21 protein-coding genes are annotated in these 24,730 nt (G+C 69.2%); 13 read left to right on the forward strand and 8 right to left on the reverse strand.

Features of this window, described 5'->3' with window-relative positions; translation table 11 throughout:
- Positions 1-4: 4 nt before the first annotated feature.
- A complete protein-coding gene (locus tag CQ045_RS07820) occupies positions 5-604 on the reverse strand; it encodes a GNAT family N-acetyltransferase (protein WP_219844400.1) in 600 nt (199 codons plus the stop codon).
- Positions 605-665: 61 nt separating this feature from the next.
- Here CQ045_RS07820 and CQ045_RS07825 point away from each other — a divergent pair, with 61 nt between their 5' ends.
- Positions 666-1,625, forward strand: coding sequence for a hypothetical protein (locus tag CQ045_RS07825; protein ID WP_105722427.1), 960 nt, complete (start codon positions 666-668; stop codon positions 1,623-1,625).
- Positions 1,622-2,731 carry a hypothetical protein gene (locus CQ045_RS07830; protein WP_105722429.1) on the forward strand — a complete coding sequence of 370 codons (1,110 nt, stop codon included), beginning with the start codon at positions 1,622-1,624 and terminating at the stop codon, positions 2,729-2,731. Before CQ045_RS07825 ends, CQ045_RS07830 begins: the two co-directional genes overlap by 4 nt.
- A 240-nt stretch (positions 2,732-2,971) precedes the next feature.
- Here the strand turns inward: CQ045_RS07830 and CQ045_RS07835 are convergent, their stop codons facing one another.
- The gene (locus tag CQ045_RS07835; protein WP_105722431.1) at positions 2,972-4,285 is read right to left on the reverse strand and encodes a glycosyltransferase; all 1,314 of its coding nucleotides are present in this window, start codon (positions 4,283-4,285) and stop codon (positions 2,972-2,974) included.
- A 64-nt stretch (positions 4,286-4,349) separates the two neighbouring features.
- Between CQ045_RS07835 and CQ045_RS07840 the strand changes: the two genes are divergently transcribed.
- Positions 4,350-4,991, forward strand: coding sequence for a TetR/AcrR family transcriptional regulator (locus tag CQ045_RS07840; protein WP_105722433.1), 642 nt, complete (start codon positions 4,350-4,352; stop codon positions 4,989-4,991).
- Between the two features lie 49 nt (positions 4,992-5,040).
- Here CQ045_RS07840 and CQ045_RS07845 read toward each other — a convergent pair whose 3' ends face one another.
- The 5 genes from CQ045_RS07845 to CQ045_RS07865 form a co-directional block, all read right to left on the reverse strand.
- Entirely contained in the window at positions 5,041-5,433 is a 393-nt protein-coding gene (locus CQ045_RS07845; protein WP_105722435.1) for a DUF779 domain-containing protein, read from the reverse strand.
- 64 nt (positions 5,434-5,497) lie between these two features.
- Positions 5,498-7,048, reverse strand: coding sequence for an aldehyde dehydrogenase family protein (locus tag CQ045_RS07850; RefSeq protein WP_105722437.1), 1,551 nt, complete (start codon positions 7,046-7,048; stop codon positions 5,498-5,500).
- 101 nt (positions 7,049-7,149) lie between these two features.
- Positions 7,150-8,265, reverse strand: coding sequence for an epoxide hydrolase family protein (locus tag CQ045_RS07855; RefSeq protein WP_105723188.1), 1,116 nt, complete (start codon positions 8,263-8,265; stop codon positions 7,150-7,152).
- Positions 8,266-8,340: 75 nt separating this feature from the next.
- Positions 8,341-9,672, reverse strand: a complete 1,332-nt coding sequence (locus CQ045_RS07860; RefSeq protein WP_105722439.1) for a GAF domain-containing protein — start codon at positions 9,670-9,672, stop codon at positions 8,341-8,343.
- Positions 9,673-10,003: 331 nt separating this feature from the next.
- Positions 10,004-11,431, reverse strand: a complete 1,428-nt coding sequence (locus CQ045_RS07865) for a CCA tRNA nucleotidyltransferase (RefSeq protein WP_105722442.1) — start codon at positions 11,429-11,431, stop codon at positions 10,004-10,006.
- A 150-nt stretch (positions 11,432-11,581) separates the two neighbouring features.
- Here CQ045_RS07865 and CQ045_RS07870 point away from each other — a divergent pair, with 150 nt between their 5' ends.
- From CQ045_RS07870 to CQ045_RS07910, 9 genes are all read left to right on the forward strand, one after another.
- Positions 11,582-14,128 (forward strand): metallophosphoesterase family protein, encoded by a 2,547-nt coding sequence (locus CQ045_RS07870; RefSeq protein ID WP_105722444.1) that lies wholly within the window; start codon positions 11,582-11,584, stop codon positions 14,126-14,128.
- Positions 14,129-14,348: 220 nt separating this feature from the next.
- Positions 14,349-15,374 carry an Lrp/AsnC family transcriptional regulator gene (locus CQ045_RS07875; RefSeq protein WP_105722446.1) on the forward strand — a complete coding sequence of 342 codons (1,026 nt, stop codon included), beginning with the start codon at positions 14,349-14,351 and terminating at the stop codon, positions 15,372-15,374.
- A gap of 115 nt (positions 15,375-15,489) precedes the next feature.
- Positions 15,490-16,980, forward strand: coding sequence for an aldehyde dehydrogenase family protein (locus CQ045_RS07880; RefSeq protein WP_105722448.1), 1,491 nt, complete (start codon positions 15,490-15,492; stop codon positions 16,978-16,980).
- Positions 16,977-17,735, forward strand: a complete 759-nt coding sequence (locus CQ045_RS07885) for a gamma-glutamyl-gamma-aminobutyrate hydrolase family protein (protein ID WP_181156494.1) — start codon at positions 16,977-16,979, stop codon at positions 17,733-17,735. Before CQ045_RS07880 ends, CQ045_RS07885 begins: the two co-directional genes overlap by 4 nt.
- Positions 17,732-18,202 carry a DUF3830 family protein gene (locus CQ045_RS07890; protein ID WP_017829890.1) on the forward strand — a complete coding sequence of 157 codons (471 nt, stop codon included), beginning with the start codon at positions 17,732-17,734 and terminating at the stop codon, positions 18,200-18,202. The genes CQ045_RS07885 and CQ045_RS07890 overlap by 4 nt, the downstream gene beginning before the upstream one ends.
- 40 nt (positions 18,203-18,242) lie before the next feature.
- Positions 18,243-19,322, forward strand: coding sequence for an ABC transporter substrate-binding protein (locus tag CQ045_RS07895; RefSeq protein WP_105722450.1), 1,080 nt, complete (start codon positions 18,243-18,245; stop codon positions 19,320-19,322).
- Complete coding sequence (locus CQ045_RS07900; protein ID WP_105722452.1) at positions 19,319-20,146, forward strand: ABC transporter permease; 828 nt, start codon at positions 19,319-19,321, stop codon at positions 20,144-20,146. Before CQ045_RS07895 ends, CQ045_RS07900 begins: the two co-directional genes overlap by 4 nt.
- 2 nt (positions 20,147-20,148) lie before the next feature.
- The gene (locus CQ045_RS07905) at positions 20,149-20,949 is read left to right on the forward strand and encodes an ABC transporter permease (protein ID WP_258130999.1); all 801 of its coding nucleotides are present in this window, start codon (positions 20,149-20,151) and stop codon (positions 20,947-20,949) included.
- Complete coding sequence (locus CQ045_RS07910) at positions 20,949-21,992, forward strand: ABC transporter ATP-binding protein (RefSeq protein WP_105722456.1); 1,044 nt, start codon at positions 20,949-20,951, stop codon at positions 21,990-21,992. Before CQ045_RS07905 ends, CQ045_RS07910 begins: the two co-directional genes overlap by 1 nt.
- Positions 21,993-22,022: 30 nt before the next feature.
- On the opposite strand, the gene CQ045_RS07915 is transcribed toward CQ045_RS07910, so the two are convergent.
- Entirely contained in the window at positions 22,023-22,862 is an 840-nt protein-coding gene (locus tag CQ045_RS07915; protein WP_105723192.1) for a CPBP family intramembrane glutamic endopeptidase, read from the reverse strand.
- A gap of 93 nt (positions 22,863-22,955) precedes the next feature.
- Between CQ045_RS07915 and CQ045_RS07920 the strand changes: the two genes are divergently transcribed.
- On the forward strand, positions 22,956-24,719 hold the full coding sequence (locus CQ045_RS07920; RefSeq protein ID WP_105722458.1) for an alkaline phosphatase family protein: 1,764 nt from the start codon (positions 22,956-22,958) through the stop codon (positions 24,717-24,719).
- Positions 24,720-24,730: the final 11 nt, after the last annotated feature.

Genomic DNA, 24,730 nt, shown 5'->3' on the forward strand with positions numbered 1-24,730 from the left:
TTCATCATTCCGCGTGGACCCGGTCCCGCCACTCGTCGTCGAGCTGGGCGTACACCAGCAGGGTGGTCCACTCGTCCTTGAACCACTCGCTCTCGACCAGCCGCGCCTCCTGCCGGAATCCGAGCCGTTCGACGACCCGAGCGGAGGCCGTGTTGCGCTCGTCGATCCGCGCGACGATCCGGTGCAGGCCGAGTCCGTCGAAGCCGAGTGCCAGGAGCGCACCGACCGCTTCCGTCGCATAGCCGTGCCCGCCGAACCGGGGGTCGAGGATGTACCCGACCTCGCCGGAGCGACTGGTCTCGCTGCGCCAGAACAGCACGACGTCCCCGAGGAGCGCACCCGTCGCCCGGTCCTCGACGGCGAGGCAGACGGCGTCGCCCTCCTGCGCGAATCGGGTGTTCGACCAGGTCGTGGCGATGCGCCGCTCGACATCCGCGAGCTCGAGCGGGGCGTACGGCACGTAGCGCACGGCATCCGGATCCGACTTGTACGCGTGCATCGCGGCGGCGTCGTCGGCCGTGATCGGACGCAGGATCAGACGTTCGGTGCGGATCGGATACTCGGGCGCGCTCCCGGCGGGCGAGGACTCGGCTGTCGGCGACACGGCTCTCACCCTAACCCCGCGCACCCGGCACGGCGGGCGACGTCCCGGGTAGCGTGGGCGTATGGAGTGGATGTCTGATCCCTCGGCGGGGGCATGGCTGCGCGAGCGGCTCGACGCCGGTCACGAGACGATGCACGGGGTGGTTCCCCGTGGCTTTCCCGCCTACGTGCGCGTCTTCCATCCCGCGATCGTGCGCTCCCTGCCGGGCCGTGCGGTCCCGACTGCCGAAGAACTGGTGCGGATGCCGGAGCCGGAGCAGCGTGACCTCATGGACCGCTTCGTCGACGAGCCGGCGACGTGGGCGCAGACCGCCACAGCGTTCGGAACAGTCCTGCACCCGCTCGCACAGTGGCTGCGCATCGCGCGCACCCCTGCGGACGCCGACGGGCAGGCACTCATCGCGCCCGACGGCCGTGAGTTCATCGCCCCGATGGAGGGGGAGCTCGAACAGGACCTCCTGGCCGCTCTCGCCGCTCATCTCGTCGACCACACGCAGACCCCGGACGCCGGTTTCGCCGCGCTCTGGGAAGGACGCGGCGGCCTGCTCGGCTTCTTCGGCATCACCCCGTCCCGCGGCTTCGCGACCATCTCGGACGACCCGAACCATCAGGCGATGCTCGACCGCAGCACACGCGACCCCTTCAACAACGTCTTCCGCAAGCCCACCTGGCAGGAGGGCATCCTCTCGCGCGAGATCTCGGAAGGGCCCCGGCTCCCGCTGACCGACCGGAACCACGTCCTCTTCTCCGCGCCTCCGAGCGCCTTCGCCGACCCGGACTGGGTTCTGCACGCTCCCTGGCGCGACCGCGTGGCTGAGGAGCACGGCTTCCCGCCATCGGCCCAGGGCCCGAGCATCCTGTGGCCGGAGGATCGCGCCTGGGTGATGGTGAGCGAGGTCGACTTCGATTCGACGATCGTGGCGGGCTCTCCCGCTCTGATCGAGGCGATCTGCGCGGATGAGCGTCTGGAGGCGTTCCCGATCCCGGAGGGCGCCGCGCTCGCCGACACGGTGAACCGGTGACAGCGCCGCAGATGACGTTCGACCCCCGCCCCCTCACCGAGCCGGTCGACCCCGCTGCGGTGCGCGCGTTCGCGGCGGAACTTCGATCGCGGCAGTCGACCGGCGCCTCGGCGGCCACCATCGTCGGCATCGTGGCGGCGGTGATCGTGGCGGTCGTGATGGTCCCGGCCCTCGTGAGCGTGGTCCTGGCGCTCTCCTCGTTCGGCGACTCCCCGGCCGCCGCGGCCATCCCCGTGGCCCTGATCGTCCTGCTCCTCGCGGCGGTGGGGGTCATGATCTGGCTGGGTGTGCGCAACGCGCGGGCCACGCGCTATCGGCTCCATCGCTTCGCCCAGGCGAACGGGATGTCGTACGAGGCGAAGGTCGCCGACCCTCCGCTTCCCGGCATGATCTTCAGTCTCGGTCGCTCCCGCCAGTCGACCGACCTGATCCGCGGCACCAGGCCCCGCTTCGTGGAGTTCGGCAACTACCAGTACACGGTGCAGTCGGGGAAGAACTCGACGACCTACCGTTGGGGCTATGTGGCGGTGAAGCTCGACGTGCCGCTGCCGAACATCGTGCTCGACGCGAAGGGGAACAACGGCTTCGGCTCGAACCTCCCGGCGTCGTTCCAGAAGGCGCAGCGCCTGTCTCTCGAGGGCGACTTCGATCAGCATTTCACCCTGTACTGCCCGGCGGGGTACGAACGGGATGCGCTCTACCTGTTCACGCCCGACATCATGGCGCGGTTCATCGACAACGCCGCCCAGCTCGACGTCGAGATCGTCGACGACTGGCTGTTCCTGTACACGCAGCGCAAAGTGTCGACCCTGGATCCGGCGACGTGGGCGTGGTTGTTCGGCACGGTCGGCGCGCTCCTGACGAAGTTCGATCAGTGGGCACGCTGGCGGGATGAGCGGCTGGTCGCCGAGAACGCGGGTGCCGCGGCACCCTTCTCGATCCCGTCTCCGAACCAGGCGCTCCCCTTCGCGCCCCCCGCTGGACTGCTCACTCCCCCGCCCGGGGTCGCGCCGCAGGGGCGGCGTCTGAAGCGGGGCGGAACGTGGCTGCCGATCATCGTCGTGATCGCGTTCGTCGCGTTCTGGCTGATGAGCCGGTTCAACTGAGCCGGTTCGCCTGAGGCGGAGCCCGAGTGTGGGGGTGGGTGTCGGCTGGGGACCGAACTCCCACCCCATCCCCCCTCGGGATCGAAAGAAGATCGACTCTCCCTCCGCATGACGGCTTTCGCCGTCCCGCCCGCGGTCAGCTGGGGACTGACACTGCTGGGCGTATAGGGGAATGGTATACCGGATGAGGTTGCAACGCGTTGCATCCATGCACCGGAATGCGCTTACATGCGCGGCTCGTCAGCGGAGGGCGCCACCCGGAGAGCCGAGCCGTCGCGCCACGACCTCGTCGAGGGCGGTGTCGAGCGATCGCCAGGCGTCGGCTTCGCGCATGGCCCCGCCGATCCGCTCGGCATTCGCGCGGTAGGACGGGTTCGACAGCACGAGGTCGACCGCCTTCGCCACCTGCGTCGGTGTCGCGGTGCTCGTGCGCAGGTTCACGCCCGCACCCGACCACCCGACTCGCGCCGAGACCTCGACCTTGTCCTCGGTCTGCCCCGCGACGACGAGCGGGATCCCGTGCGCGAGCGCCTGCTGAACGCCCCCGTAGCCGCCGTTGGTCACCAGCACATCGACGAGAGGAAGCAGCCGATCGTAGGGGAGGTACTCGCCGACGCGCACGTTGGCCGGGAGCCTTCCGACCAGCGCATCGGCGGGCCGCCCGCCGGTCGTGACGACGACCAGGACGTCGGATGCCGCGAGCGCCGTGATCGTCGGCAGGACGAGCTGACCGAAATCGGAGTTGGCGATGGTGCCCTGGGTGACGTGCACGACGGGTCGGGAGCCGTCGAGATCGGACCACCACGACGGCAGCGGGGCGTCCGACGGCGTCGACGGCAGGGGGCCGGCGAAGTGCACGGACGCCGGCAGGTCGGCGCGCGGATACTCGAACTCCGGCACCGTGAACTGCACATAGGCGTCGGCGCGGCCGGCCCAATCCAGCACGAAGCCGCCGAGGTCGCGACCGACCTCATGCCGGGCCATCGCGTCTGCCTCCTTCTGGATGCCGCCGAAGATCACCCGCTCCGCGACCGTGCGGAGGGCGGCGTTGCGCAGCCTTCCGATCGGTCCCCGCAGCGGGGTCACGCCGAGCCCGAACGGGGCGGTGTCCGTGCTGCGCGCGCCGAGCGGGAAGATGCCGAGCACGACCACGGGGGGCCGCTCGTTCTGCGGCAGCAGCTGCAGGAGCGCGCCGCCGATGAAGAGCGGCTCGGTGAGGATGGCATCGACGGGATGGGCCTCCAGCTCCGCCCGCACCGCAGCGAGCTGCGCGGCACCGGGCCGCACGAAGAGGTTGCTCATGTCGAAGCGCAGGGCGGCGGGGCCGGTGAGCCCGATGCGCTCGGGAAAGGCGCCGTCGGCGTCGTCGAGGTCGACATCGGCGGCGGCGGGAAGCGGAAGGAAGCGCGCGCCGGCCGCGGTCACCCGGTCGGCGTAGCGGCTGCTCGTGAGGAAGCTCACGTCATGACCGCCGGCGATCAGGTGGCGAGCGATCTGCAGCAGCGGCACGACATGGCCGTGCGCGGGCGTGCAGGTGAGGAGGTAGCTGGACATGGCGGTTTCTTTCCCTAAGATTGAATGTACCGCTGTAGTATTCATCACCCTGATAGGAAAGTCAATGGTTGAGGCAGCTCCTCGCGCCTACCGATCCGAATTGCGCGCCCGCCAGGCGAAGGAGACGCGCGCGCGAATCGTCGCCGCATCCGCCCAGCTGTTCGCGACGCAGGGCTATCAGGCGACCACCATCGCCGCGATCGCCCGCGAGGCCGGCGTCTCGGCCGAGACCGTGAAGACCACGGCTGCGAAGGCCGAGCTCCTGATCGCCGCGTTCGAGGTCACGTTCTCCGGGTCGGAAGCGGCGGAATCACTCACCGACACCGAGGTCGCCGCCGGGATCCTCGAGGTGCCGGACGAGGTCTTCCTGGATGCCGTGCTGACGCAGATCACCACGGCGAACGCCCGGGGACACGGCCTGTGGACGGTGCTGCTCGGCGCGGCTTTGTCCGACCCCGTCGTCGACGAGGCGCTCCGCCGGATCCTGGACAACCGCAGCGCCGACTACCGTCGCCTGGTGTCGGAGCTGGTGCGACGCGGAATCGCCCCGCCACGCGCCGACGAGGGCGCGACGGCCGACGCGCTGTCGTTCCTGCTCTCCCCCGAGAGCTACCAGCAGCTGGTCGCCCAGTCCGGCTGGACCGGCGACCGATACGCGGCGTGGCTGCGGGCCGCGGTGATCGCGGAGGTCACCGCTGCGGGCTGACCCGGCAGAGGTGCCCCTTCAGCGAGGGCGGATCGCACGGCTCGCGGAATCAGCGGCCGAGCCCGAAGTACGCCAGCTCCGCCTCGTTCAGCATCCGTGAGCGGATCAGGAACCGCATCCCCGTCGGGCCCTCGACGCTGAAGCCGGCGCCGCGCCCGGGAACGACGTCGATCGTGAGGTGCGTGTACTTCCAGTACTCGAACTGCGACTCCGACATGAACACCTCGACGGGAGCGTCGAGCCCCACATCGAGCGTGCCGAGCAGCACGTCGCTCGGCCCGGTGATGAACATTCCGACCGGATAGCACATGGGGGCGGAGCCGTCGCAGCATCCGCCCGACTGGTGGAACATGAGCGGGCCGTGCTGCGCGCTCAGGTCGCGCACGAGGGATGCCGCGGCATCCGTCACGTCCACGCGCTGGTGGGTGCCGATGCTGACCATGGTTCCGCCCTTCGGGGATGGTCCGGGCGGACGCTGAGGGAGCAGCGCCCGCCCGGGGTCGAGATCAGAAGAAGCCCATCGGCCCCTCGGCGTACGAGACGAGGAGGTTCTTCGTCTGCTGGTAGTGGTCGAGCATCATCTTGTGGTTCTCGCGTCCGACGCCCGACTGCTTGTATCCGCCGAAGGCCGCGTGCGCCGGGTACTGGTGATACGTGTTCGTCCAGACGCGACCGGCCTCGATCGCCCGGCCCGCGCGGTACGCGGTGTCGCCGCTGCGGCTCCAGACTCCGGCTCCCAGTCCGTAGAGGGTGTCGTTGGCGATCGAGATCGCATCGTCGAAACCGTCGAACGAGGTGACCGAGAGCACCGGCCCGAAGATCTCCTCCTGGAAGATGCGCATGTCGTTCGTGCCCTCGAAAACGGTCGGCGCGACGTAGAACCCCTCTGCGAGGTCGCCGCCCAGGTCGACCCGCTCGCCGCCCGTGAGCAGCCGCGCACCGCCCTGCTTTCCGATGTCGATGTAGCTGAGGATCTTCTCCAGCTGGTCGTTCGACGCCTGAGCGCCGATCATCGTCGCGGGGTCGAGCGGATTGCCCTGCACGACCTTCTTGACCCGCTCGAGTCCGTCGGCGAGGAAGCCGTCGTAGATCGACCTCTGGATCAGCGCCCGCGAGGGGCACGTGCAGACTTCGCCCTGGTTCAGCGCGAACATCGTGAAGCCCTCGAGCGCCTTGTCGTAGAACGGGTCGCTGGTGGACCGCGCGACGTCTTCGAAGAACACGTTCGGGCTCTTCCCTCCGAGCTCCAGCGTGACCGGGATGAGGTTCTGCGACGCGTACTGCATGATCAGACGGCCGGTCGTGGTCTCGCCGGTGAAGGCGACCTTGCGGATGCGCTTGTGCTGCGCGAGCGGTGCACCTGCCTCGATGCCGAAGCCGTTGACGATGTTCACGACACCGGCCGGGAGCAGGTCGCCGATGATGTCGAACAGGAACAGGAGGGATGCCGGGGTCTGCTCGGCCGGCTTGATGACGACGCAGTTGCCCGCGGCGAGCGCCGGCGCCAGCTTCCACACGGCCATCAGGATCGGGAAGTTCCACGGGATGATCTGACCGACCACTCCGAGCGGCTCGTGGAAGTGATAGGCGACGGTGTTCTCGTCGAGCTGGCTGATCCCGCCTTCCTGTGCGCGGAGCACGCCGGCGAAGTATCGGAAGTGATCGATGGCGAGCGGGATGTCGGCGGCGAGGGTCTCGCGCACGGGCTTGCCGTTCTCCCAGGTCTCGGCGACCGCGATCTCCTCGAGGTGCTGCTCGATCCGGTCGGCGATCCTGTTGAGGATCACGGAGCGCTCGGCCGGGCTCGTCTTGCCCCAGCTCGCGAACGCCTTCCAGGCGACGTCGACCGCGCGGTCGATGTCTTCGCTCGTGCCACGACCCACCTCGGTGAAGGGCTTGCCGTTGACCGGGCTCACGTTCTCGAAGTACTGGCCCTTGACGGGTTCGACGAACTCACCGCCGATGTAGTGGCCGTACCGCGGCCGGTATTCGGCGACGGCGCCCGGCTGGCCCGGGGCCGCATAGGCGAGGGACACGTCTTCTTCGACGATGCTCATGGGGGTCTCCTTCGACGGGCCGCGCGTCGGTGCGGCGGCTGTCCTCCGAAGGTAGGTCGTGCGACGTTGCACCCGGGTGCGCAACGTTGCAAGAGGTTGCATCAGTCACGGAGGCCGGTCGCGAACGCCCGGAAACGCTCTGCCATGGCCTCCGGCGCCTCGGCGACCGTGAAGTGTCCGCCGCGGTCGAGCCGCTCGAAGACGCGCAGGTCGGTGTAGAACTTCCGGGCGAGAGCCTCCGGGAAGTCGTGCTCGTGACGCTGCACGTGGACGGCAGCGGGAATGTCGACCGGCGGCATCGCCTCCGGGGTGTCCGCCCCTTCGTAGTAGGGACGGAAGGAGGTCGCGATGCTCTGGGTGACCCAGTAGATCATCGCCTCGGTGAGGATGCGATCGCGTGAGATCACCGCTTCGACGGACGCAGGCTCGTCGCCCGGCGTATCCGACCACTCGGCGAGCTTCTCGGCGATCCACGCGAGCAGTCCCGCCGGGGAGTCGTTGAGGGCTGCGGCGAGCGTGTCCGGGCGCGCCCACTGCACATGCCCGTAGGAGCCGTTCGGACCGTGCTCGGCATCGAGCCGCGCGAAGAACGCGCGGACCTCCGGGTCGTCCGAGGCCTCGCGCTCGGCGGGCGTCCCGAAATGGGCGTGCGTCGCGACGATGCCGGCGACCTGTCCGGGGTGTGCGCCCGCGATGAGGTCGCTGACATTGGCCGTGACGTCTTCGCCGTAGGTGATGTAGGTCTCGTAGCCGAGCACATCGGTCATGAGCCGGTGCATGGTCTCCGCGAGCCGCCGTTCGCTCATCGGACCGTCGGCGTAGGGCTCCGAGAAGGCGAATCCCGGCAGGCTCGCGACGACGACATCGAAATCGGGCAGCAGCGTCGTGATGTCCAGCTGCAGGGCGAAGGTGTGCGGCCACCCGTGCATGATCAGCAGCACCGGCGCGTCGGGCTGCTCCGATCTCAGATGGGCGAAGTGGATGTCGGTGCCGTCGATCTCCGTCAGGAACTGGGGGAACCCGGCCAGCCACTCCTCACGGGCCCTCCAGTCCCAGTCGGTCCAGGTCTCGACGAGCTCGCGCAGCCACCGGGCGCTCATCCCCGACGGCATCCGCCTCGGGGAGTCTTCGAGGAGCCTGGTCCGTCGAAGTCGAGCTCGCAGGTCGTCGAGCACTTCGTCGGGGACGTGGAGTCGGAACGGCCGGATCTCGGACATGCGCAGCACGGTACGCCGACCCACCGACACCGTACGATTCCGACCTCGATGCCCAGGAGGAGAAGGGCCGAACGGTCACTCGGCGGCGAGGCGCTCGATGCGCGCCACCAGTCCCGCGCGCTTCGGCGATCGCGCGGGGAGCATCTCCAGCGCGAGGCGCAGGGCCTCCGCGTCGCCCTGCCCCTCGGGGATCTCGGCGTAGGCGAGAAGCACGTCGAGACTCGCTTCCGAGAGCATCGCCTCCCGCAACGCGGCCCGCACGGACTCGCGGAACTCCTCGACGCCGGGCGACGTCGACTCCGGCATCACGGGGCCGCGATAGGCCGTGAGCGCGACCCGGTGCGCTCCGCGATCGAGCAGCGAGAGCACATCCTGCGCATCCGTGTCGAGCGCGACGGGCAGGCGGTACGGGCGGGACTCGGGCACGAGGTCGGGTGCCGTGCGTTCGAGCACCTTGCGCAGGCGCACCATCTCGGGGCGCAGCGTGTCGGGCGAGACGCCGGGGCCGTAGACCAGTTCGCAGAGCCGCTCCGCGGAGAGACCCTGGCGGTGCACCGCGAGCATCAGCAGGATCGCCGCGTGGCGCGCGCTGAGCTCGATCATCGACTCGTCGTGCGCCGACTCGGTCTCCAGTCTCGCCCGGTCGCGGCCCAGCACGTGCAGGGTCGCGCGGGCGGTGGCCGGTACGCGGCTCTTCATCGCGGTGGATCTGGGCCGGTGCTGCTCGCTCCGTTTGCGAAGGCGGGCCACCATCAGCTCCGACTCGACCGCGCGGGCCGTCGCATCGACCAGCAGCCGCGCCTGAGGGGAGACGACTTCAGGGCCTCCCGTGATGTCGATGACGCCGAGCACCCGCTGCGTCTCCGGGTCGCGGACGGGGGCCGCGGTGCAGGACCACGGATGCACGAGGCGGTTGTAATGCTCCGCGCCGCGGATCTGCACCGACTGACCGAGAGCGAGCGCGGTTCCCGGTGCGCTCGTGCCGACGGCGTCCTCCGACCAGTTCGCGCCGGCGACGAAGCCCATGCCATCGGTGAGCGAGCGGAGCTGGTCGTCGCCCTCGATCCAGAGCAGGCGGCCCGCCTGGTCGCCGACCGCGATGACCACGCCGGAGTCCTCGGAGGTGCCGGGCAGCAGGAGCGCGCGGATCATGTCCATCGCCGAAGCGAGCGGGTGGGCGAGCCGGTACTCCTCGAGCTCGTCGCTGACCAGTTCGAGGGCCGGAACCGCCTCGGGTCCGACGCGACGGTGCCATGACCTCTCCCACGACTCGCGGACGAGGGGACGGACCTCCTGCAGCCGGCGGTCGTCGAGGTTTCCGGCGAGCATCTCCTCGTGCGCACGCTCGATGAGCAGTCGCGATGTCGGGGGGAGCGACTCGCGGGATACCTGCCACGGCGCAGACACAGCGGTCTCCGATCGTCGAGAGCGTGCGTTGCCTCAGTGTACGAGCAGCGCGCGCCCGAGGGAACACCTCGACGCGTCAGCGGATGAGTCCTGCCACCAGGTCGTGGATCACGTCGTCGGTGGAGGTGTCCGGATCGGGCAGCCGCGGAGGGATACGCCCGCCTTGCGTCGGAGGTGATCCTGACCCGTCCCGCACATGCTCGGAGCAAGGACCTCATGCTGGCCGGGCACGCCTACGCACTCGGCGCCGCCCTCCTCACCTTCAACCCGAAAGACTTCGAGCTCGTGTCCGGCGAAGTCGAGATCCTCATCCCCGAACGGCGCTGAGGAATCAACCGCGCGCGGCCCACCACTCGCGCAGCCGCTGTTCCACGACATCGGGGCCGAGCACGCCCTCGTCCAGGCGCAGCTCGAGCAGGAACTTGTACGCCTCGCCCACCTCGCGTCCCGGTGCGATGCCGAGGACCTCCTGGATGCGGTTGCCGTCGATCTCCGGACGGATGGAGTCGAGCTCCTCCTGCTCGCGCAGCGCGGCGATGCGCGACTCGATGTCGTCGTACGCACTCGCGAGGCGGCCGGCCTTGCGCTTGTTGCGCGTGGTCACGTCGGCGCGGGTGAGGATGTGCAGGCGCTCCAGCAGGTCCCCGGCATCGCGCACGTAGCGCCGCACCGCCGCATCCGTCCACGCTCCCTCGGCGTAGCCGAAGAAGCGCAGGTGCAGCTCGATGAGGGTGGCCACGGCATCCGTCGTGGCGGTGTCGAACCGCAACGCCTGCAGGCGCTTGCGCGCCATGCGCGATCCGACCACGTCGTGGTGGTGGAAGGTGACCACTCCTCCGGGTTCGAGCTTGCGCGTGCGCGGCTTGCCGATGTCGTGCAGCAGCGCGGCGATGCGCAGCGGCACGTCGGGGGCGGCACCGGGATTCCGGGAGTGCTCGAGCTCGATCGCCTGGCTGAGCACGGTGAGCGAGTGCTCGTAGACGTCTTTGTGGTGGTGGTGCTCGTCGACCTCGAGGCGCAGGTCGGTGACCTCCGGAAGGAACTCGTCGATCAGGCCGGTGTCGACCAGTACGCGGATGCCGCGCACCGGGTCGTCGGTCTGCATGAGGCGCACCATCTCGGACTGGATGCGCTCGGGGCTCACGATCTTGAGGGTCTCGCGGAGCTCGGCGATCGCCTCGGCCGTGGCCTCCTCGACGCGGAATCCGAGCTGGGCGCTGAAGCGGGCCGCCCGCAGCATCCGCAGCGGGTCGTCGCCGAACGAGATCCGCGGATCGGCGGGGGTGCGCAGAACGCCGGCGAGGAGGTCTTCCACGCCGCCCGTCGGGTCGACGAGCTTCACGGACGGCACCTGCAGCGCCATGGAGTTGACGGTGAAGTCACGGCGCACGAGGTCGCCGTCGATCGTGTCGCCGAACTCGACCGTGGGCTTGCGCGTCACGCCGTCGTAGCTGTCGGCGCGGTAGGTCGTGATCTCGACCTGCTCGCCCTGCACGCGCGCGCCGATCGTGCCGAATGAACGGCCGATGTCCCACTGCGCGGTCGAGATCGGCGTCACGATCTTCAGGATGTCGTCGGGTGAGGCGTTCGTCGTGAAGTCGAGGTCGTGCGTCGCCCGGCCGAGCAGGGCATCGCGCACCGGACCACCGACGACGGCCAGGTCGAAGCCGGCGTGATCGAACGCCGTAGCGAGGGTGCGGACGACCGGATTCTCGGCGAGCGCACCGAGACGAGCGAGGCCGTCAGCCATGTTGAGCATGGGTTCCAGCGTACCGGGACGGGTCCGCCGCATGCCGCGCCAGCCGTTCACCTGCCGGTCGCCCGAACGTCAGCCCCCGGTCATCCCGCACCGATGGGGTGGAGGAGCCCCGTGCGGCTGAGCACGGACCCCCACCCCTGAAGGACTGACATGACCTCCCCCACCCCTGCGGTGCGGTGGCGGCGTCGCGGACTGACGTCCGTCGCGCTCCTCGCCCTGCTCGGCGGCGCCGTCGTCGCCCCCGCGGCACTCGCCGCTCCCGACCCCGAGATGCCCTCGGGCTCGCTGATCACCGGCGACACCGCCTGGCACTACCTCGACGACGGCTCCGATCCGTCTCCCGCGCCCGCGGCGCTCCGCGACTGGACGCTGCCCGCGTACGACGACAGCGCCTGGAAGACGGCGACCGGCTCGTTCGGCGCGAAGAACGGGAAGCTCGCACCGGTCGGCCCGCAGACGCCGAAGACGCTCCTGAACCACTACCTCGACGGCACCAAGGCACCCACCGTGCCGACCTACTTCTTCCGCACGACGTTCGAGCTCGAGGCGGGCGTGGCCGAGCAGGTGGCCGCCTTGCAGAGCACCATCACCTACGACGACGCGATCATCGTCTGGATCAACGGCGAAGAGGTCGCGCGTTACGTCGACGGCCGCATCACCGACACCACGAACGTCGAGTACGCCGGCGACAGCGGCGGCCACCCGCTCACCAGCACGTTCAGCGCCGAGGGCGACCTGCTGCACGACGGTACGAACACCATCGCCGTGTCGCTCTTCCAGGACCGCGAGACCAGCTCCGACATCTTCTTCGACATGTCGTCGCTGACCCTCGTCAAGGCATCCGACCCCGGCACTCCCGTCGTGGCACCGCCGACCCGCGTCATCCTGACGCCCACCGAGCAGCCCGCCGTCTCGCAGTCGTTCTCGTGGCTCGCCGGCGACGCCTCGCACACGGTCGGACAGGTCGAGATCGGCGCAGCCGCAGGCGGCGACGTCCGCACCGTCGACGCGTATGACGCGGGTGTCGTGAACGGCAACCCGAACAAGCACTTCTCGGCCACGGTCACCGGGCTCACCGCGGCGACCGAGTACCGGTACCGCGTCGGACTGCCCGGCAGCTGGAGCGACTGGTACGAGTTCCGCACCGCCGACCCCTCTGCGACCGACTTCCAGTTCATCTACTACGGCGACGCGCAGATCGGTCTCGACACCACCTGGCCGAGCGTCGTGAAGCAGGCCGAGGCGAAGGCTCCTCGCTCGATCGGTTCGGTGCACGCCGGCGACCTGATCAACACGTCGAGCAACGAGAACGAGTGGCTCAACTGGTTCAAGGGCATGCAGGATTCGGCCGTCCGCACCAACGTCATGGCCGCTCCCGGCAACCACGAGTACTCCGGTGACAAGCTGCTCACGGCGTGGAAGGCCGCGTTCGAGTACCCGCACAACAACCCGTCGACGAGCTCGATCGGCGAACTGGCCGACCTGGCCAAGGGCGACTCCGCCGTCGCGCAGCAGTATCGCGCGTTCTTCGACCACTGGAGCTCGTTCGCCGCCGAGACCGCGTACTACACCGACTACCAGGGCGTGCGCTTCATCACGCTGAACGCGACGCGCGACACGACCTTCCTCACCCCGGCCGGACTCCCGTCCTGCACGGGTGCGGAGTGCCCGTCCGCGCAGATCGGTCTGCTCTGGACCCGGTTCCAGGGCGCCTGGCTCGATCTGCTGCTGCAGAACAGCCCGTCGAAGTGGAATGTCGTCACGTTCCATCAGCCGGTGTTCTCGGCGTCCGAGGGTCGCGACGAGCCGGTGCTGCGCGCTGAATGGCTTCCGGTCTTCCAGCGCAACGACATCGACCTGGTGCTCATGGGCCACGACCACACCTACGCCCGCGGCTACGTGAACACCGACGCGACCGAGACCCCCGGCCTCACCACCGGCCCGGTCTACGTCGTGTCGAACTCGGGCGCGAAGCACTACGACCTGGAGACCCCGGAGAAGAACGTCTGGACCAACAACGGCGCCACCCAGGTGCTGCGCGGCCAGGGTGTCACGACCTATCAGGTCATCGACGTCTCGAAGAACCAGCTGGTCTACCGCTCGTACCTCGCGGAGAAGCAGCCGGGCGCCACGACCGACCTCCCCGTCGGCGCCGTCTACGACACCTTCACGGTGACGAAGTCGGATGCCGGGGAGAAGTGGGTCACCGAGGCCGGCGTCACGCCTCCGGTCACCCCCGAGCCCGAGGTTCCGGCGAAGGTCGAGCTCGGTGCGGCATCCGTGAAGGCCGGCGGCACCGTCACGGTGTCGGGCAGCGGCTTCACGGAGGGCGCGGAGCTGCGACTCGAGCTCCGCTCCGACCCGGTGCAGCTGGGCACGGCCACCGCCGCGGCGGACGGCAGCTTCCAGCGCACCGTCACGATCCCGGCGAACACTCCGGCGGGTGTCCACACGCTCGCCGTGATCCTGCCGGACGGCACCGAGGTCACCGCCTCCCTCACCGTCGCGGCCGCAGCCGGCGGCGGAGCGGTGACGCCCGGCGACGGCGGCTCGACCGGTGGCGACCTCGCCACCACGGGTGCCGACAGCGTGCCGTACATCGTCGCGGCGGTCGTGCTCCTCGCGGCCGGCCTCGGCCTGTTCGCGATGCGCCGTCGTCGCCAGCACGCCCCGGTGGAGGCGACCGAGGCGGAGTAGCCCGCGGCATCCAGCGGCGCCGTCGGGGTTTCGACCTCGGCGGCGCCGTCTGCCGCGCCCCGCCCTCGAAGACCCGGACGCGCCGCGCCGCCCCCGCGCGCCGCGCCCCGACACGCCGCCAGGCGCGCGGACCGTCTCCGTTTTCGCACCCACGGCCGCCGCGCCCGCTCCTCCGACTGGGATAACCTTCCACCGAGTCCGTCCCGCTGAAGGAGAGCCCGTGCCCGCGAACGATGTGATGGCCGACGAGACCGATCGGATCGTCGCCGCGGCCCTGCAGGTGAACGGCCGCGCGTCGTGGGGAGAGATCGCCCGCGTGGTCGATCTGCCCGAGCGCACGGTCGCCCGTCGCGGCCAGCGGCTGCTCGACCGCGGACTGGTTCGCGTCTCCACGTACGTCGATCCCGCCCGCGTGCTCCACGCCCGCGCGGTGCTGTTCCGCATCACGACCGACCCGCACGCCCTGTGGCACGTGGCCCGCACCCTCGCCCGCCGCGCGGATGCCTCGTCGGTCTCGGTGCTCGAAGGCAGCAGCGACATCGCCGGCATGCTGCTCCCCCACGACGACGCATCCATCCGCGAGCTGCTCTTCACCGACTTCCCCGAGCTCGAGGGCATCGACTCGATCAACGTCACGACCGTGCTGAAGTTCTTCCGCTCCGGGCACGACTGGCGCGCCGGTGTGCTGACCGACGAGCAGGCGCGGATGCTCGACGAGTCCTCGGGCTCCGAGGTCGATCCCGCCGATTCGCTGAGCGATGACGAGGAGGCGCTGATCCGGCTGCTGCTGAAGGACGGAAGGATGCCGGTGGCCCAGCTCGCGCGATCCCTGGGCCTGAACGTCACGACGACCCGCCGGCGGATGGAGTCGCTGAGTCGCCGCGGGCTGATGCACCCGCGCACCGAGGTCGTGCCGAGCCTCTTCGGCCTGGGACTCGAGGCGCTCGTGTGGCTGCGCGTTCCGATGGCCCGACTCGAGAAGGTGGGCGCGGCCCTCGCCGCCGCTCCGGAGGTGAAGTTCATCGCGGCCACCACGGGTACCTCGCAGCTGCTCGCCAATGTGCTCGTGAAAGACGCCGACGAGTTCTACCGCTTCCTCACCGGACCGGCGGTGGCGGGCCACGACGGCCTGGAGGTCGTCGAGTCGCTCGTGGTGATCACCCCGGTGCTGCGCGGATCGCTCATCGTCGACGAGGCGCCCGCCGCACTGTCCGACGACATGCCGACGGGAGCCATTCGCCTATAGGCCGATTCTGTTACTGGCATGTAACGAAATGGCGAGATCGTTCTTAACAGCTTGACCTAGTGGCGAAATAGGGCGAGTATCCTCTCCAGGGCCATCACCCCTGGAGAGGACGACCGTGTTCACGGCTACTGGAGACGACTGGGCGGATCGCGCTGCGGCGCTGCCCCTGCACACGCGCATGTTCATCGACGGCGCGTGGGAGGAGGGCTCCGCCGAGCCCCTCGCTCCCGTGAGCCCCCGCGACGGGCGTTCCCTCCCGGCGATCACCGCCGCCTCGGCCGCCGACGTCGACCGCGCCGTCCGCTCGGCCCGCGCCGCGTTCGACTCCGGGATCTGGTCGCGCATCGCGCCCCGGGAGCGCGGACAGCTCCTCATCGCCTTCGCGCAGAAGATCCACGACAACGCCGAGGAGCTCGCCCTCACGATCTCGCTCGAGATGGGCAAGCCCGTCCGCGAGGCCCTGCAGACCGAACTCCGAGCGGTCGTGAACTGCTTCCGCTGGTACGGCGAGGCCGCCGACAAGATCCTCGACGAGATGCCGGTCACCGCGCCGAACAGCCTCGCTCTCGTCACGCGCGAGCCCGCCGGCGTCGTCGCGGCCGTCGTGCCGTGGAACTTCCCGCTGACCATGACCGCGTGGAAGCTCGCCCCCGCACTCGCGGTCGGCAACAGCGTCGTGCTCAAGCCCGCCGAGCACACCACGTTCTCCGCCCTGCGCCTCGCCCAGCTCGCGGTCGAGGCCGGCATCCCCGCCGGCGTCCTCAACGTCACGCCCGGCACCGGCCAGGTCGCCGGCCGCGCACTCGGCGAACACCCCGACGTCGACGTGGTCACCTTCACCGGCTCGCCCGAGGTCGGACGGAAGTTCCTCGGCTACTCGGCCGCCTCCAACGGCAAGCGCGTCTGGCCCGAGCTGGGCGGCAAGACCGCGAGCCTGGTGCTGCCGGATGCCGACCTGGAGCGCGCCGTGCGTGCCACCGCCGACGGCTGCTTCTACAACCAGGGACAGATGTGTACGGCATCCTCGCGCCTGCTGGTGCCGCGCTCCCAGCTCGACCGCGCGCTCGAGATCGCCGCCGAGGTCGCCCGGACGAGCCTTCCCGCCGACCCGTTCGACGTCGCCACCTCGATGGGCGCGATCGTCAGCGAGAAACAGCTCGCGGGGATCGCCGGCTTCGTCGAGCGCGCCCAGGCCGAAGGCGGCGAGCTCGCAGCCGGCAGCGCCGAGCGGTTCCACGCGGTCGACGGCGGCAGCTACTTCGCCCCGGTCGTCCTGGGTGTCACGCCCCAGCACGAGGTGGCGCAGCGCGAAGTCTTCGGTCCGGTGCTCTCGGTCATCGCCTACGACGATGTGGAGGATGCGCTCGAGATCGCCAACGGCACCGAGTTCGGTCTGGCCGCCGCGCTGTGGAGCACCGACCTCAACGCCGTGCACACCCTGTCGCGGCGACTGCGCGCCGGTGTGGTCTGGGTCAACTGCTTCGAAGAGGGCGACATGACGATCCCGTTCGGCGGCGTCAAGGGATCCGGATTCGGTCGCGACAAGAGCCTGCACGCGATGGACAAGTTCACCGACCTCAAGACCACCTGGATCGAGCTCTCGTGACCCGCCCGTTCATCGGCATCACCACCTGGCGCCGTTTCATCGACACCGACCTCGGCAGCGGTCGCCCGGCCCACAGCCTGGGCACCGAGTACGCGGCGCCCATCGAGGCAGCAGGTGGTGCCGTGGTGCTGCTGCCGCCGACCGCCGGCGTCGACGAGGTGCTCGACCGCCTGGACGGGCTCGTGCTCTCCGGCGGGGAGGACGTGCACCCCTCGCGCTACGGTGCCGAGCCCCAGGTGGGCAAGAGCTACGACCCCTCCCGCGACGGCTTCGAGATCGCGCTCGCTCTCGGCGCCCGCCGACGGGGACTCCCGGTGCTGGCGATCTGCCGGGGGCTGCAGGTGAGCAACATCGCGTTCGGCGGATCGCTCATCGTCGATATCCCCACCACCGAGCACCACCAGCCGGTGCGCGGCGCCGACCAGCAGCTCGCCGCCCGGCATCCGATCACCCTCGCCGAAGACAGCCGCCTCGCCGCCCTTTACGGCACGCAGCAGCGCACGGTGAACACCATCCACCACCAGTCGATCGACGTCCCCGCCCCGGGTCTGCACCCGGTCGCCTGGGCCCCCGACGGCATCGTCGAGGCCGTCGAGACCGACGACGACTGGCCCTTCTGGGCGGTGCAGTGGCACCCCGAGAAGATGATCGACCCCGATGAGGCCGCGGAGGAGATGCCGCTGTTCGCGGCATTCGTCGCGGCCGCCCGTGAACGAGCAGCGGAACACCCCGCTGCGGAGAAAGGAACACGATGACCAAGCAGGTCTTCCTCGAGTACGAGAACGGCGTCCGCGCCGTCGCCACCCTGTTCGAGGACCTCGCCCCTCGCACCTGCGAAGCCATGTGGGGTGCGCTGGAGAAGCCGGTCACCATGCAGGCGATGCACGCGATGTACGCGGGACCCGAGGTCATGGTCGGCCTCCCCGAGGAGGCGCAGAACTTCGACCCCGAGAAGGTCCCGTTCGAGAACCAGCAGGTCGTGCCCGCACCGGGTGACCTGCAGTGGTACTGGCAGCGTCCGATGCAGATGGGCGGACTGCCGTTCGAGTGGTACGAGATCGGCGTCTTCTACGATCGTGGTGCCCGTACTCTCGGACCGCTCGGATGGACACCCGTCAACATCTGGGGCGGCATCACCGAAGGACTCGCGGAGTTCGCCAAGGAGAGCGCGGCGATCCGCATCGACGGAGCGAAGCAGCTCACCATCGGACGCCTGGTCTAGGCGTTCACTCAGTGCTGGACCCATCCCGAAGGAGCAGTGCATGAATACCCGAAGAATCCTCACCACCGGAGCGCTCGTCGCCACCGGCGCCCTCGTCCTCGCAGGCTGCGCAGCGGGTGACGACAGCGCATCGTCCGGCGACAAGGAGTTCGCCGGCGAGACCATCGTCGTCACCTCGTTCGGCGGCGACTGGGAGAAGGCCTTCATCGAGGCCGTCGTCGATCCCTTCGAGGAGGAGACCGGCGCGAAGGTCGAGCTGATCACGCTGTACAGCGCCGACGCCCTCGCGCAGGTCACCGCCCAGAAGGCGAGCCCGCAGATCGATGTCGTGCACTTCTCCGGAGGGCAGGAGTTCACCGCGGCGAACGACGGACTCATCGCGCCCATCGCGGCCGACGATCTGTCCGAGTCCGGTGACCTCATCGATCTCGCCACCGCGGGACTCGAGCGGGGCGAAGGCCCGGTCATCCAGCTCGCGCCGATCGGGCTCGTCTACAACACCGAGGCGGATGCTCCGGCCCCCACCTCCTGGCTCGACCTGTTCGACGAGGCCTACGCGGGTCACGTCGCGCTGACGGACTTCTCGAACACGTACGGCGTGCTCTCGATGCTCCGAGTCGCGGACGCCCTCGGCGGCGGCATCGACGACCCGTCGCAGGCGATCGCCGACCTCGGCGCGCTGGCCTCGTCGGGCGACGCGATCGTCGTCCCGACCTCGCCGGACCTGCAGACCGCCTTCGCGCAGCGTGACACCTGGATCGCTCCCTACGCGATGGACTACGCCGGCACGCTGCAGGATGCCGGTCTTCCGGTAGAGTTCATCGTTCCCGAGGAGGGCGTCACGGCGTCCCTCATCACCGCGAACGTGGTCGAGGGCCGGGACAACCCGGACCTCGCGAAGCTCTTCATCGATTTCGAACTGCGCCCCGAAGCGCAGGCCGTCTTCGCGGAGAACATGCGCTACTCGCCGGTGAACACCAAGACCGAGCTCTCCGGCGACGCCGCGGATGCCGTGCTGACGGGCGACGAGCTGGAGACGGTCGTCGTCTACGCCCCGGGCGACGTCGCGGCCTCGCGCCAGTCCTGGACCGATGAGTGGAATGCGCTGATCACCAAATGAGTGTTCGAACCCGTAGGGAGCCCTGGCTCCTGCTCCTGCCGGCGATCGTGCTGCTCGCGCTCGCCTTCATCACCCCGGTGGCTGGCATGCTCCTCATGAGCGTGCAATCGTCGGCAGGCGGGTTCACCCTCGACAACTTCACCCGGTTGTTCACGAGTGAATATCACCTCCAGGCGGCGCTGCGTTCGCTCCGCCTGGGGGTGATCCAGACGGTGATCACGCTGATCATCGCCATCCCGCTCTCCTACGTGATGGCTCGCGCCGGCTCCAAGGTGCGCTCCTTCCTCCTCATCGTCGTGATCCTCCCGCTCATGACGAGCGTCGTGGTCCGCACCTTCGGCTGGGTGGTCCTGATGGGGCCGTCCGGGCTGTTGATGAAGATCCCCGGAGCCGAGTTCCTCGTCGGCGGAACCCAGGGCTTCCTCGGCACCGAGACCGGTGTCGTGATCGCGATGGTGCAGGTGCTCCTCCCGTTCGCGGTGCTCAGCATCCTCGGCGTGATCTCCGGCATCAGGCCGCAGCTCGAAGAGGCGTCCCGCACCCTCGGCGCCGGATTCTGGCGCACGCTGTGGCACGTCGTCCTCCCGCTCGCGATCCCCGGCATCGTCGCCGGTGCCTCACTCGTCTTCGTCCTGTCGGTGAGCTCGTTCATCACTCCCCGTTTCATCGGCGGAGCGCAGATCCCGGTGTTCGCACAGACGATCTACGTCGACGCGACCACCAACCTCGACTGGTCGTTCGCGGCCGCGCAGGCCGTGCTGCTGTTCGCCGGGGTCATGCTCGTGCTGGCAGCGACGTCCCGACTCGGGAAGCAGAAGGTGTGACCATGGTCCGTTCCGTTCCGATCCTCGGCAGGGTCCTCGCCATCGTCCTCGGCGTCATCGTGACGCTGTACATGCTCGTGCCGCTCCTGGTCGTCGCCGGCGCCTCGGTGGGCGAGAACCGCTTCCTGACCTTCCCCGGCCAGGGATTCACGCTCGACTGGTACGTCGAAGCGCTCACCTCCGACACCTACCTCGAGCCGTTCCGTCTGAGCCTGCTGGTCGGCATCACCGTGGCGATCGTCGCCGCGTCGATCGGCACCGCCGCGGCGCTCGCGCTCACCCGCTTCAAGGTTCCCGGGGGCGCGGCCCTCCAGGCGCTGCTGATGTCGCCGCTGACGATCCCCACGATCATCCTCGCGATCGGCGCGCTGTCCATCGCGTCGCTCACGATCGGCGCCCCCAACGTCGGTGTCCTGATCGCGATCCACGTCGTGATCGCCATCCCCTACGTGATGCGCACCGTCACCGGAGTGATGACCAGAGCCGACCACTTCACGGAGGAGGCCGCGCGCACCCTCGGCGCGAGCACCTGGAACCGCTACCGCCTCGTGGTGCTCCCGATCGCCCGCCCCGGCATCGCGGCCGGCGCCTTCTTCGCCTTCAACATCTCGTTCGACGATGCGGTCATCGCCCTCTTCCTGCGCACCCCGCAGCTCGAGACGCTGCCCATCGCCATCTACGGCCAGCTGGAGTTCAGCACGTCGCCCACCGTGGCGGCGGTCTCGACCCTCATGGTCCTGCTCACCGTCGTCCTCATGATCGTGCTCGAACGCATCATCGGCCTGGGAAGGTTGTTCGTCTGATGACAACACTCACCATCACCTCACTCACCAAGGACTTCAAGGGGACGAAGGTGCTCAAGGGCATCGACCTCTCGATGCAGTCCGGCGAGTTCGTCTCCCTGCTCGGGCCCTCGGGCTGCGGCAAGACGACGCTCCTGCGCTGCATCGCGGGTCTCGAGTCGCCCAGCGGCGGCACGATCGAGATCGCGGGTCAGGATGTGACCAAGCTCCCGCCCGAGAAGCGGCATCTCGGCATGATGTTCCAGAGCTACGCGCTCTTCCCGCACATGAGCGTGGTCGAGAACGTCCGCTTCGGTCTGCGCATGTCGGGCGAGAAGTCCAAGGCCGAGCAGAAGGAGCTCGCCGTGCGCGCTCTCGAGCGCGTGCAGATGGGGCACCTCGCCGACCGGATGCCGGCGCAGCTGTCGGGCGGTCAGCAGCAGCGTGTCGCCCTGGCCCGCGCCATCGCCTTCGAGCCGCGTGTGCTGCTGCTCGACGAGCCGCTGTCGAACCTCGACGCCCGCCTGCGTGAGGACATGCAGGTCGAGCTGAAGGAGCTGCATCGCACGCTCGGCCTCACCACCGTCTTCGTGACCCACGACCAGGAGGAGGCGATGAGCCTCTCCGACCGCATCGTGCTCATGAACGCCGGTGTGATCGAGCAGGAAGGCGCGCCGGCCGAACTCTACGGCGCACCGCGCACCCCGTTCGCCGCAGACTTCATCGGCGCGGCCAACCTGCTCCCGGCGACCCGGTCCGGGGCCGTCGCCACCCTCGACGGCACGGCGATCCAGGTGCCGATGACCGGCGCGGGTCCCGACGGCGCCGGAGAGGTGGTGCTCCGTCAGGAGGACCTGCGGCTCTCCCCCGTCGTCGGCGGCGAGGCTCCCGTGAGCGTCGAGGTCGTCACGCACGTCTACCGCGGAGCCGACATCGTCTACATCGTCGAGCTCGCCGGCAAGCGGATGCGGGTGGTCCGTCCGCGGCACGAGGAGCCGATCCCCGAGGGCACCGCCGGTCTCGGCTGGCGCGAGGGCGCGGTGCTCTGGATCGCGGCGGCCTGATCGCGGCGGCCCGGCCGCGGACCGACCTCGTCAGGCGGTGGCGGCGCGACGGGCCTGTCGTCGCTCGCTCACGATGAACACGATGAGCAGCACCGCTCCCGTGAGGATCACGAGGTAGGTGCTGAAGGTCGGCACGAGGATGAGGGGGTTCCCCGAGACGGGGTGCGCGCCGAAGAGGAAGATCGACGGGTCGGTCGACGCGTGGAGCAGGATCGGCCAGATGAGACGACCGGTCACGCGCAGCGCCAGATACATGAGGAAGCCGAAGAAGAACGTGTAGACGACCTGGAGCGCTGTCGTGGACAGCCCCTGGTCGGTCGTGAAGAAGTTGCCCGCGTGCAGCGCACCGAAGAGCGCTGACGACACCAGGGCCACCGCGATCTCTCCGCGTCCGGCCTTGCGCATCAGGTTCACCACGAAACCACGCGTGAGCAGCTCCTCCGCGAGCCCGACGAACAGCCCCGTGAGCAGCCAGCAGCCGATCAGGGTGGCGCCCGCTGCCCCGGCGTCGACCGACAGCAGCGCCGAGACGTTGATCACCAGCACGACGACGATGCCGATCCACATCCATCGTCGGCCTCTCACGGGCTGCGGTCCGAACAGTTCGCGCAGCCATCCGAGGGAGGCCGCGAACGCGAGGAGGACGACGCAGCCGAGGACGATCGGCAGTGCCGTGTAGATCAGCACGTCCAATCCGCTGCCCTTCTCAGCGATGCCGCCTTCCTCGCCGAAGACCGCCCCGACCAGCAAGGACAGGAGCTGGTAGACGCCGTAGTAGACCGCGACGAGGACGACCGCCCGCCACCAGTCGCCCCGTTCCCAGAAGCGTCGCCAGGCGGACGGATGCTCGTCGGTTAGGGGGTTCTGCATCTCGGACATCCGCGGGCCTCCGTGTTGTGCCAGGTACGAAGGCAAATCTAGCGGCGCGGGACACGGCGCGGGTCACGGCCATAGGATCGCCTCGTGGCCGATGACGACTCCTCCTCCCCGTCCGTACCAGACACGTCCCGTCGCGGATTCTTCAAGATCGGCGGTGCGGCACTCGCGGGCGCGGTCGTGGGTGGCGCGGGCGGTGCGGCGATCGGGGCCTCGGTCGCGGCCGGCGCGCGTGACGGCTTCGCCGACGACCCCGACCCGTTCGCCGCGCTCACTCCGCGCAGCGAACCGGGCTTCGATCACATCGTCGTGGTGATGGGAGAGAACCGCTCGTTCGACAACCTGCTCGGCTACCTGTACTCGAAGGAGAACCTGCCCGAGGGCGAGGAGTTCGAGGGCCTGGCGTTCGAGAAGCACAGCAACACGGCGTCCGACGGCACCGTGGTCGAGGCGCACGTGTACCTCGGCGAGACCGATCGCATCATGAGCCACCCCGACCCGGACCCGGGCGAGGAGTACCCGCACGTCAACACGCAGATCTTCGGAACGGTGGATCCGAAGTCGAATGCCGACCTCTTCGTCGATCAGATGGAGGCCCCCTTCAACGCCCCCACCAAGGGCGAGAAGGCGACGATGTCGGGGTTCCTCCAGGACTACATCATCAACTTCCGTCGTCTGCGCAAGGGCAAGGAGCCGAGCGTCGACGAGGCCAAGCACATCATGGGCTCGTTCTCGCCGACGATGCTCCCCGTGCTGTCGACGCTCGCCGCCGAGTTCGCGGTCTTCGACCACTGGTACGCGGCGGTGCCCTCGCAGACTTTCTGCAACCGGTCGTTCTTCCACGCCTCCACCTCGCACGGCTTCGTGACCAACCAGGCCGGCGGCGGCTACGACAAGTGGATCGAGGCGCCCGCGGCTCCGACGGTGTTCAACCGGCTCGAAGAGAAGAAGCTGAGCTGGAAGATCTACATCGACAAGCTCCAGCTCGTGTCGTTCACGGGCATGCTGCACGCGCCGGTGCTCGAGAAGTACTGGCGCACGGATCATTTCGGCACCATGGAGGACTTCTACGCCGACACCAAGGCCGGCACGCTCCCCGCCTACGCGTTTATCGAGCCGCGGATGGTCTACGACCACAACGACTTCCACCCGCCGTTCGGGTCGCCCCGTGAGAGCGACGTCGAAGGCGAGGAGGTGTTCGACAGCGCGATCTCCGATGTGCGCGCCGGTGACCTGCTGATCCATGAGATCTACGAGGCGGTGCGCACGAGTGCGTCACCGAAGGGCTCGAACGCCGTCAACACCCTGCTGCTCATCACGTTCGACGAGCACGGCGGATGCTACGACCACGTGCCGCCGCCCGCCGCCACGAAGCCGACGAAGGACACCGAGGCCGGCGAGATGGGCTTCACGTTCGATCGACTCGGATGCCGCGTCCCGGCCATCGCCGTCTCGGCCTACACGAAACGCGGCACGATCGTGCATGACGAGATGCACCACGGCTCGGTCACCGCGACGCTCTCGCGTCTGCACGGGCTGAAGCCGCTCAACGACCGCGACGCCTCGGCCAACACCCTGTTCAACGTGGTGAACCTGGATCAGCCGCGGCATCCGGCCGACTGGCCGACCACGAGACCCGCCTACACGCCGCCCAACCCGGAGCAGGTGATCCCTCAGCCCGACCTGAAGGAGCACCTCAAGCCGCTCACTCCCCCGGCGCGCGGTCTGCTCGGACTGCTCATCGCTCGGTACGGCAAGAAGGGCGAACCTCAGCCGGAGACCTTCGCCGACGCCTACAAGCTCCTGCACGAGCACGGCGAGGAGCTGTTCGGCCCGCCGAAGGGCAGCTGAAGGGCAGCTGA

The sequence above is a fragment of the Microbacterium sp. MYb66 genome (assembly GCF_002979435.1).
Lineage (GTDB): Bacteria > Actinomycetota > Actinomycetes > Actinomycetales > Microbacteriaceae > Microbacterium.

Bases quoted from the DNA above. Each gene is read 5' to 3' on its own strand.
- CQ045_RS07825 (WP_105722427.1), top strand. From the start codon at position 666: ATGGAGTGGATGTCTGATCCCTCGGCGGGGGCATGGCTGCGCGAGCGG.
- CQ045_RS07835 (WP_105722431.1), bottom strand. From the start codon at position 4,285: ATGTCCAGCTACCTCCTCACCTGCACGCCCGCGCACGGCCATGTCGTG.
- CQ045_RS07840 (WP_105722433.1), top strand. From the start codon at position 4,350: ATGGTTGAGGCAGCTCCTCGCGCCTACCGATCCGAATTGCGCGCCCGC.
- CQ045_RS07845 (WP_105722435.1), bottom strand. From the start codon at position 5,433: ATGGTCAGCATCGGCACCCACCAGCGCGTGGACGTGACGGATGCCGCG.
- CQ045_RS07850 (WP_105722437.1), bottom strand. From the start codon at position 7,048: ATGAGCATCGTCGAAGAAGACGTGTCCCTCGCCTATGCGGCCCCGGGC.
- CQ045_RS07855 (WP_105723188.1), bottom strand. From the start codon at position 8,265: ATGTCCGAGATCCGGCCGTTCCGACTCCACGTCCCCGACGAAGTGCTC.
- CQ045_RS07865 (WP_105722442.1), bottom strand. From the start codon at position 11,431: ATGCTCAACATGGCTGACGGCCTCGCTCGTCTCGGTGCGCTCGCCGAG.
- CQ045_RS07870 (WP_105722444.1), top strand. From the start codon at position 11,582: ATGACCTCCCCCACCCCTGCGGTGCGGTGGCGGCGTCGCGGACTGACG.
- CQ045_RS07890 (WP_017829890.1), top strand. From the start codon at position 17,732: ATGACCAAGCAGGTCTTCCTCGAGTACGAGAACGGCGTCCGCGCCGTC.
- CQ045_RS07895 (WP_105722450.1), top strand. From the start codon at position 18,243: ATGAATACCCGAAGAATCCTCACCACCGGAGCGCTCGTCGCCACCGGC.
- CQ045_RS07900 (WP_105722452.1), top strand. From the start codon at position 19,319: ATGAGTGTTCGAACCCGTAGGGAGCCCTGGCTCCTGCTCCTGCCGGCG.
- CQ045_RS07905 (WP_258130999.1), top strand. From the start codon at position 20,149: ATGGTCCGTTCCGTTCCGATCCTCGGCAGGGTCCTCGCCATCGTCCTC.
- CQ045_RS07910 (WP_105722456.1), top strand. From the start codon at position 20,949: ATGACAACACTCACCATCACCTCACTCACCAAGGACTTCAAGGGGACG.
- CQ045_RS07915 (WP_105723192.1), bottom strand. From the start codon at position 22,862: ATGCAGAACCCCCTAACCGACGAGCATCCGTCCGCCTGGCGACGCTTC.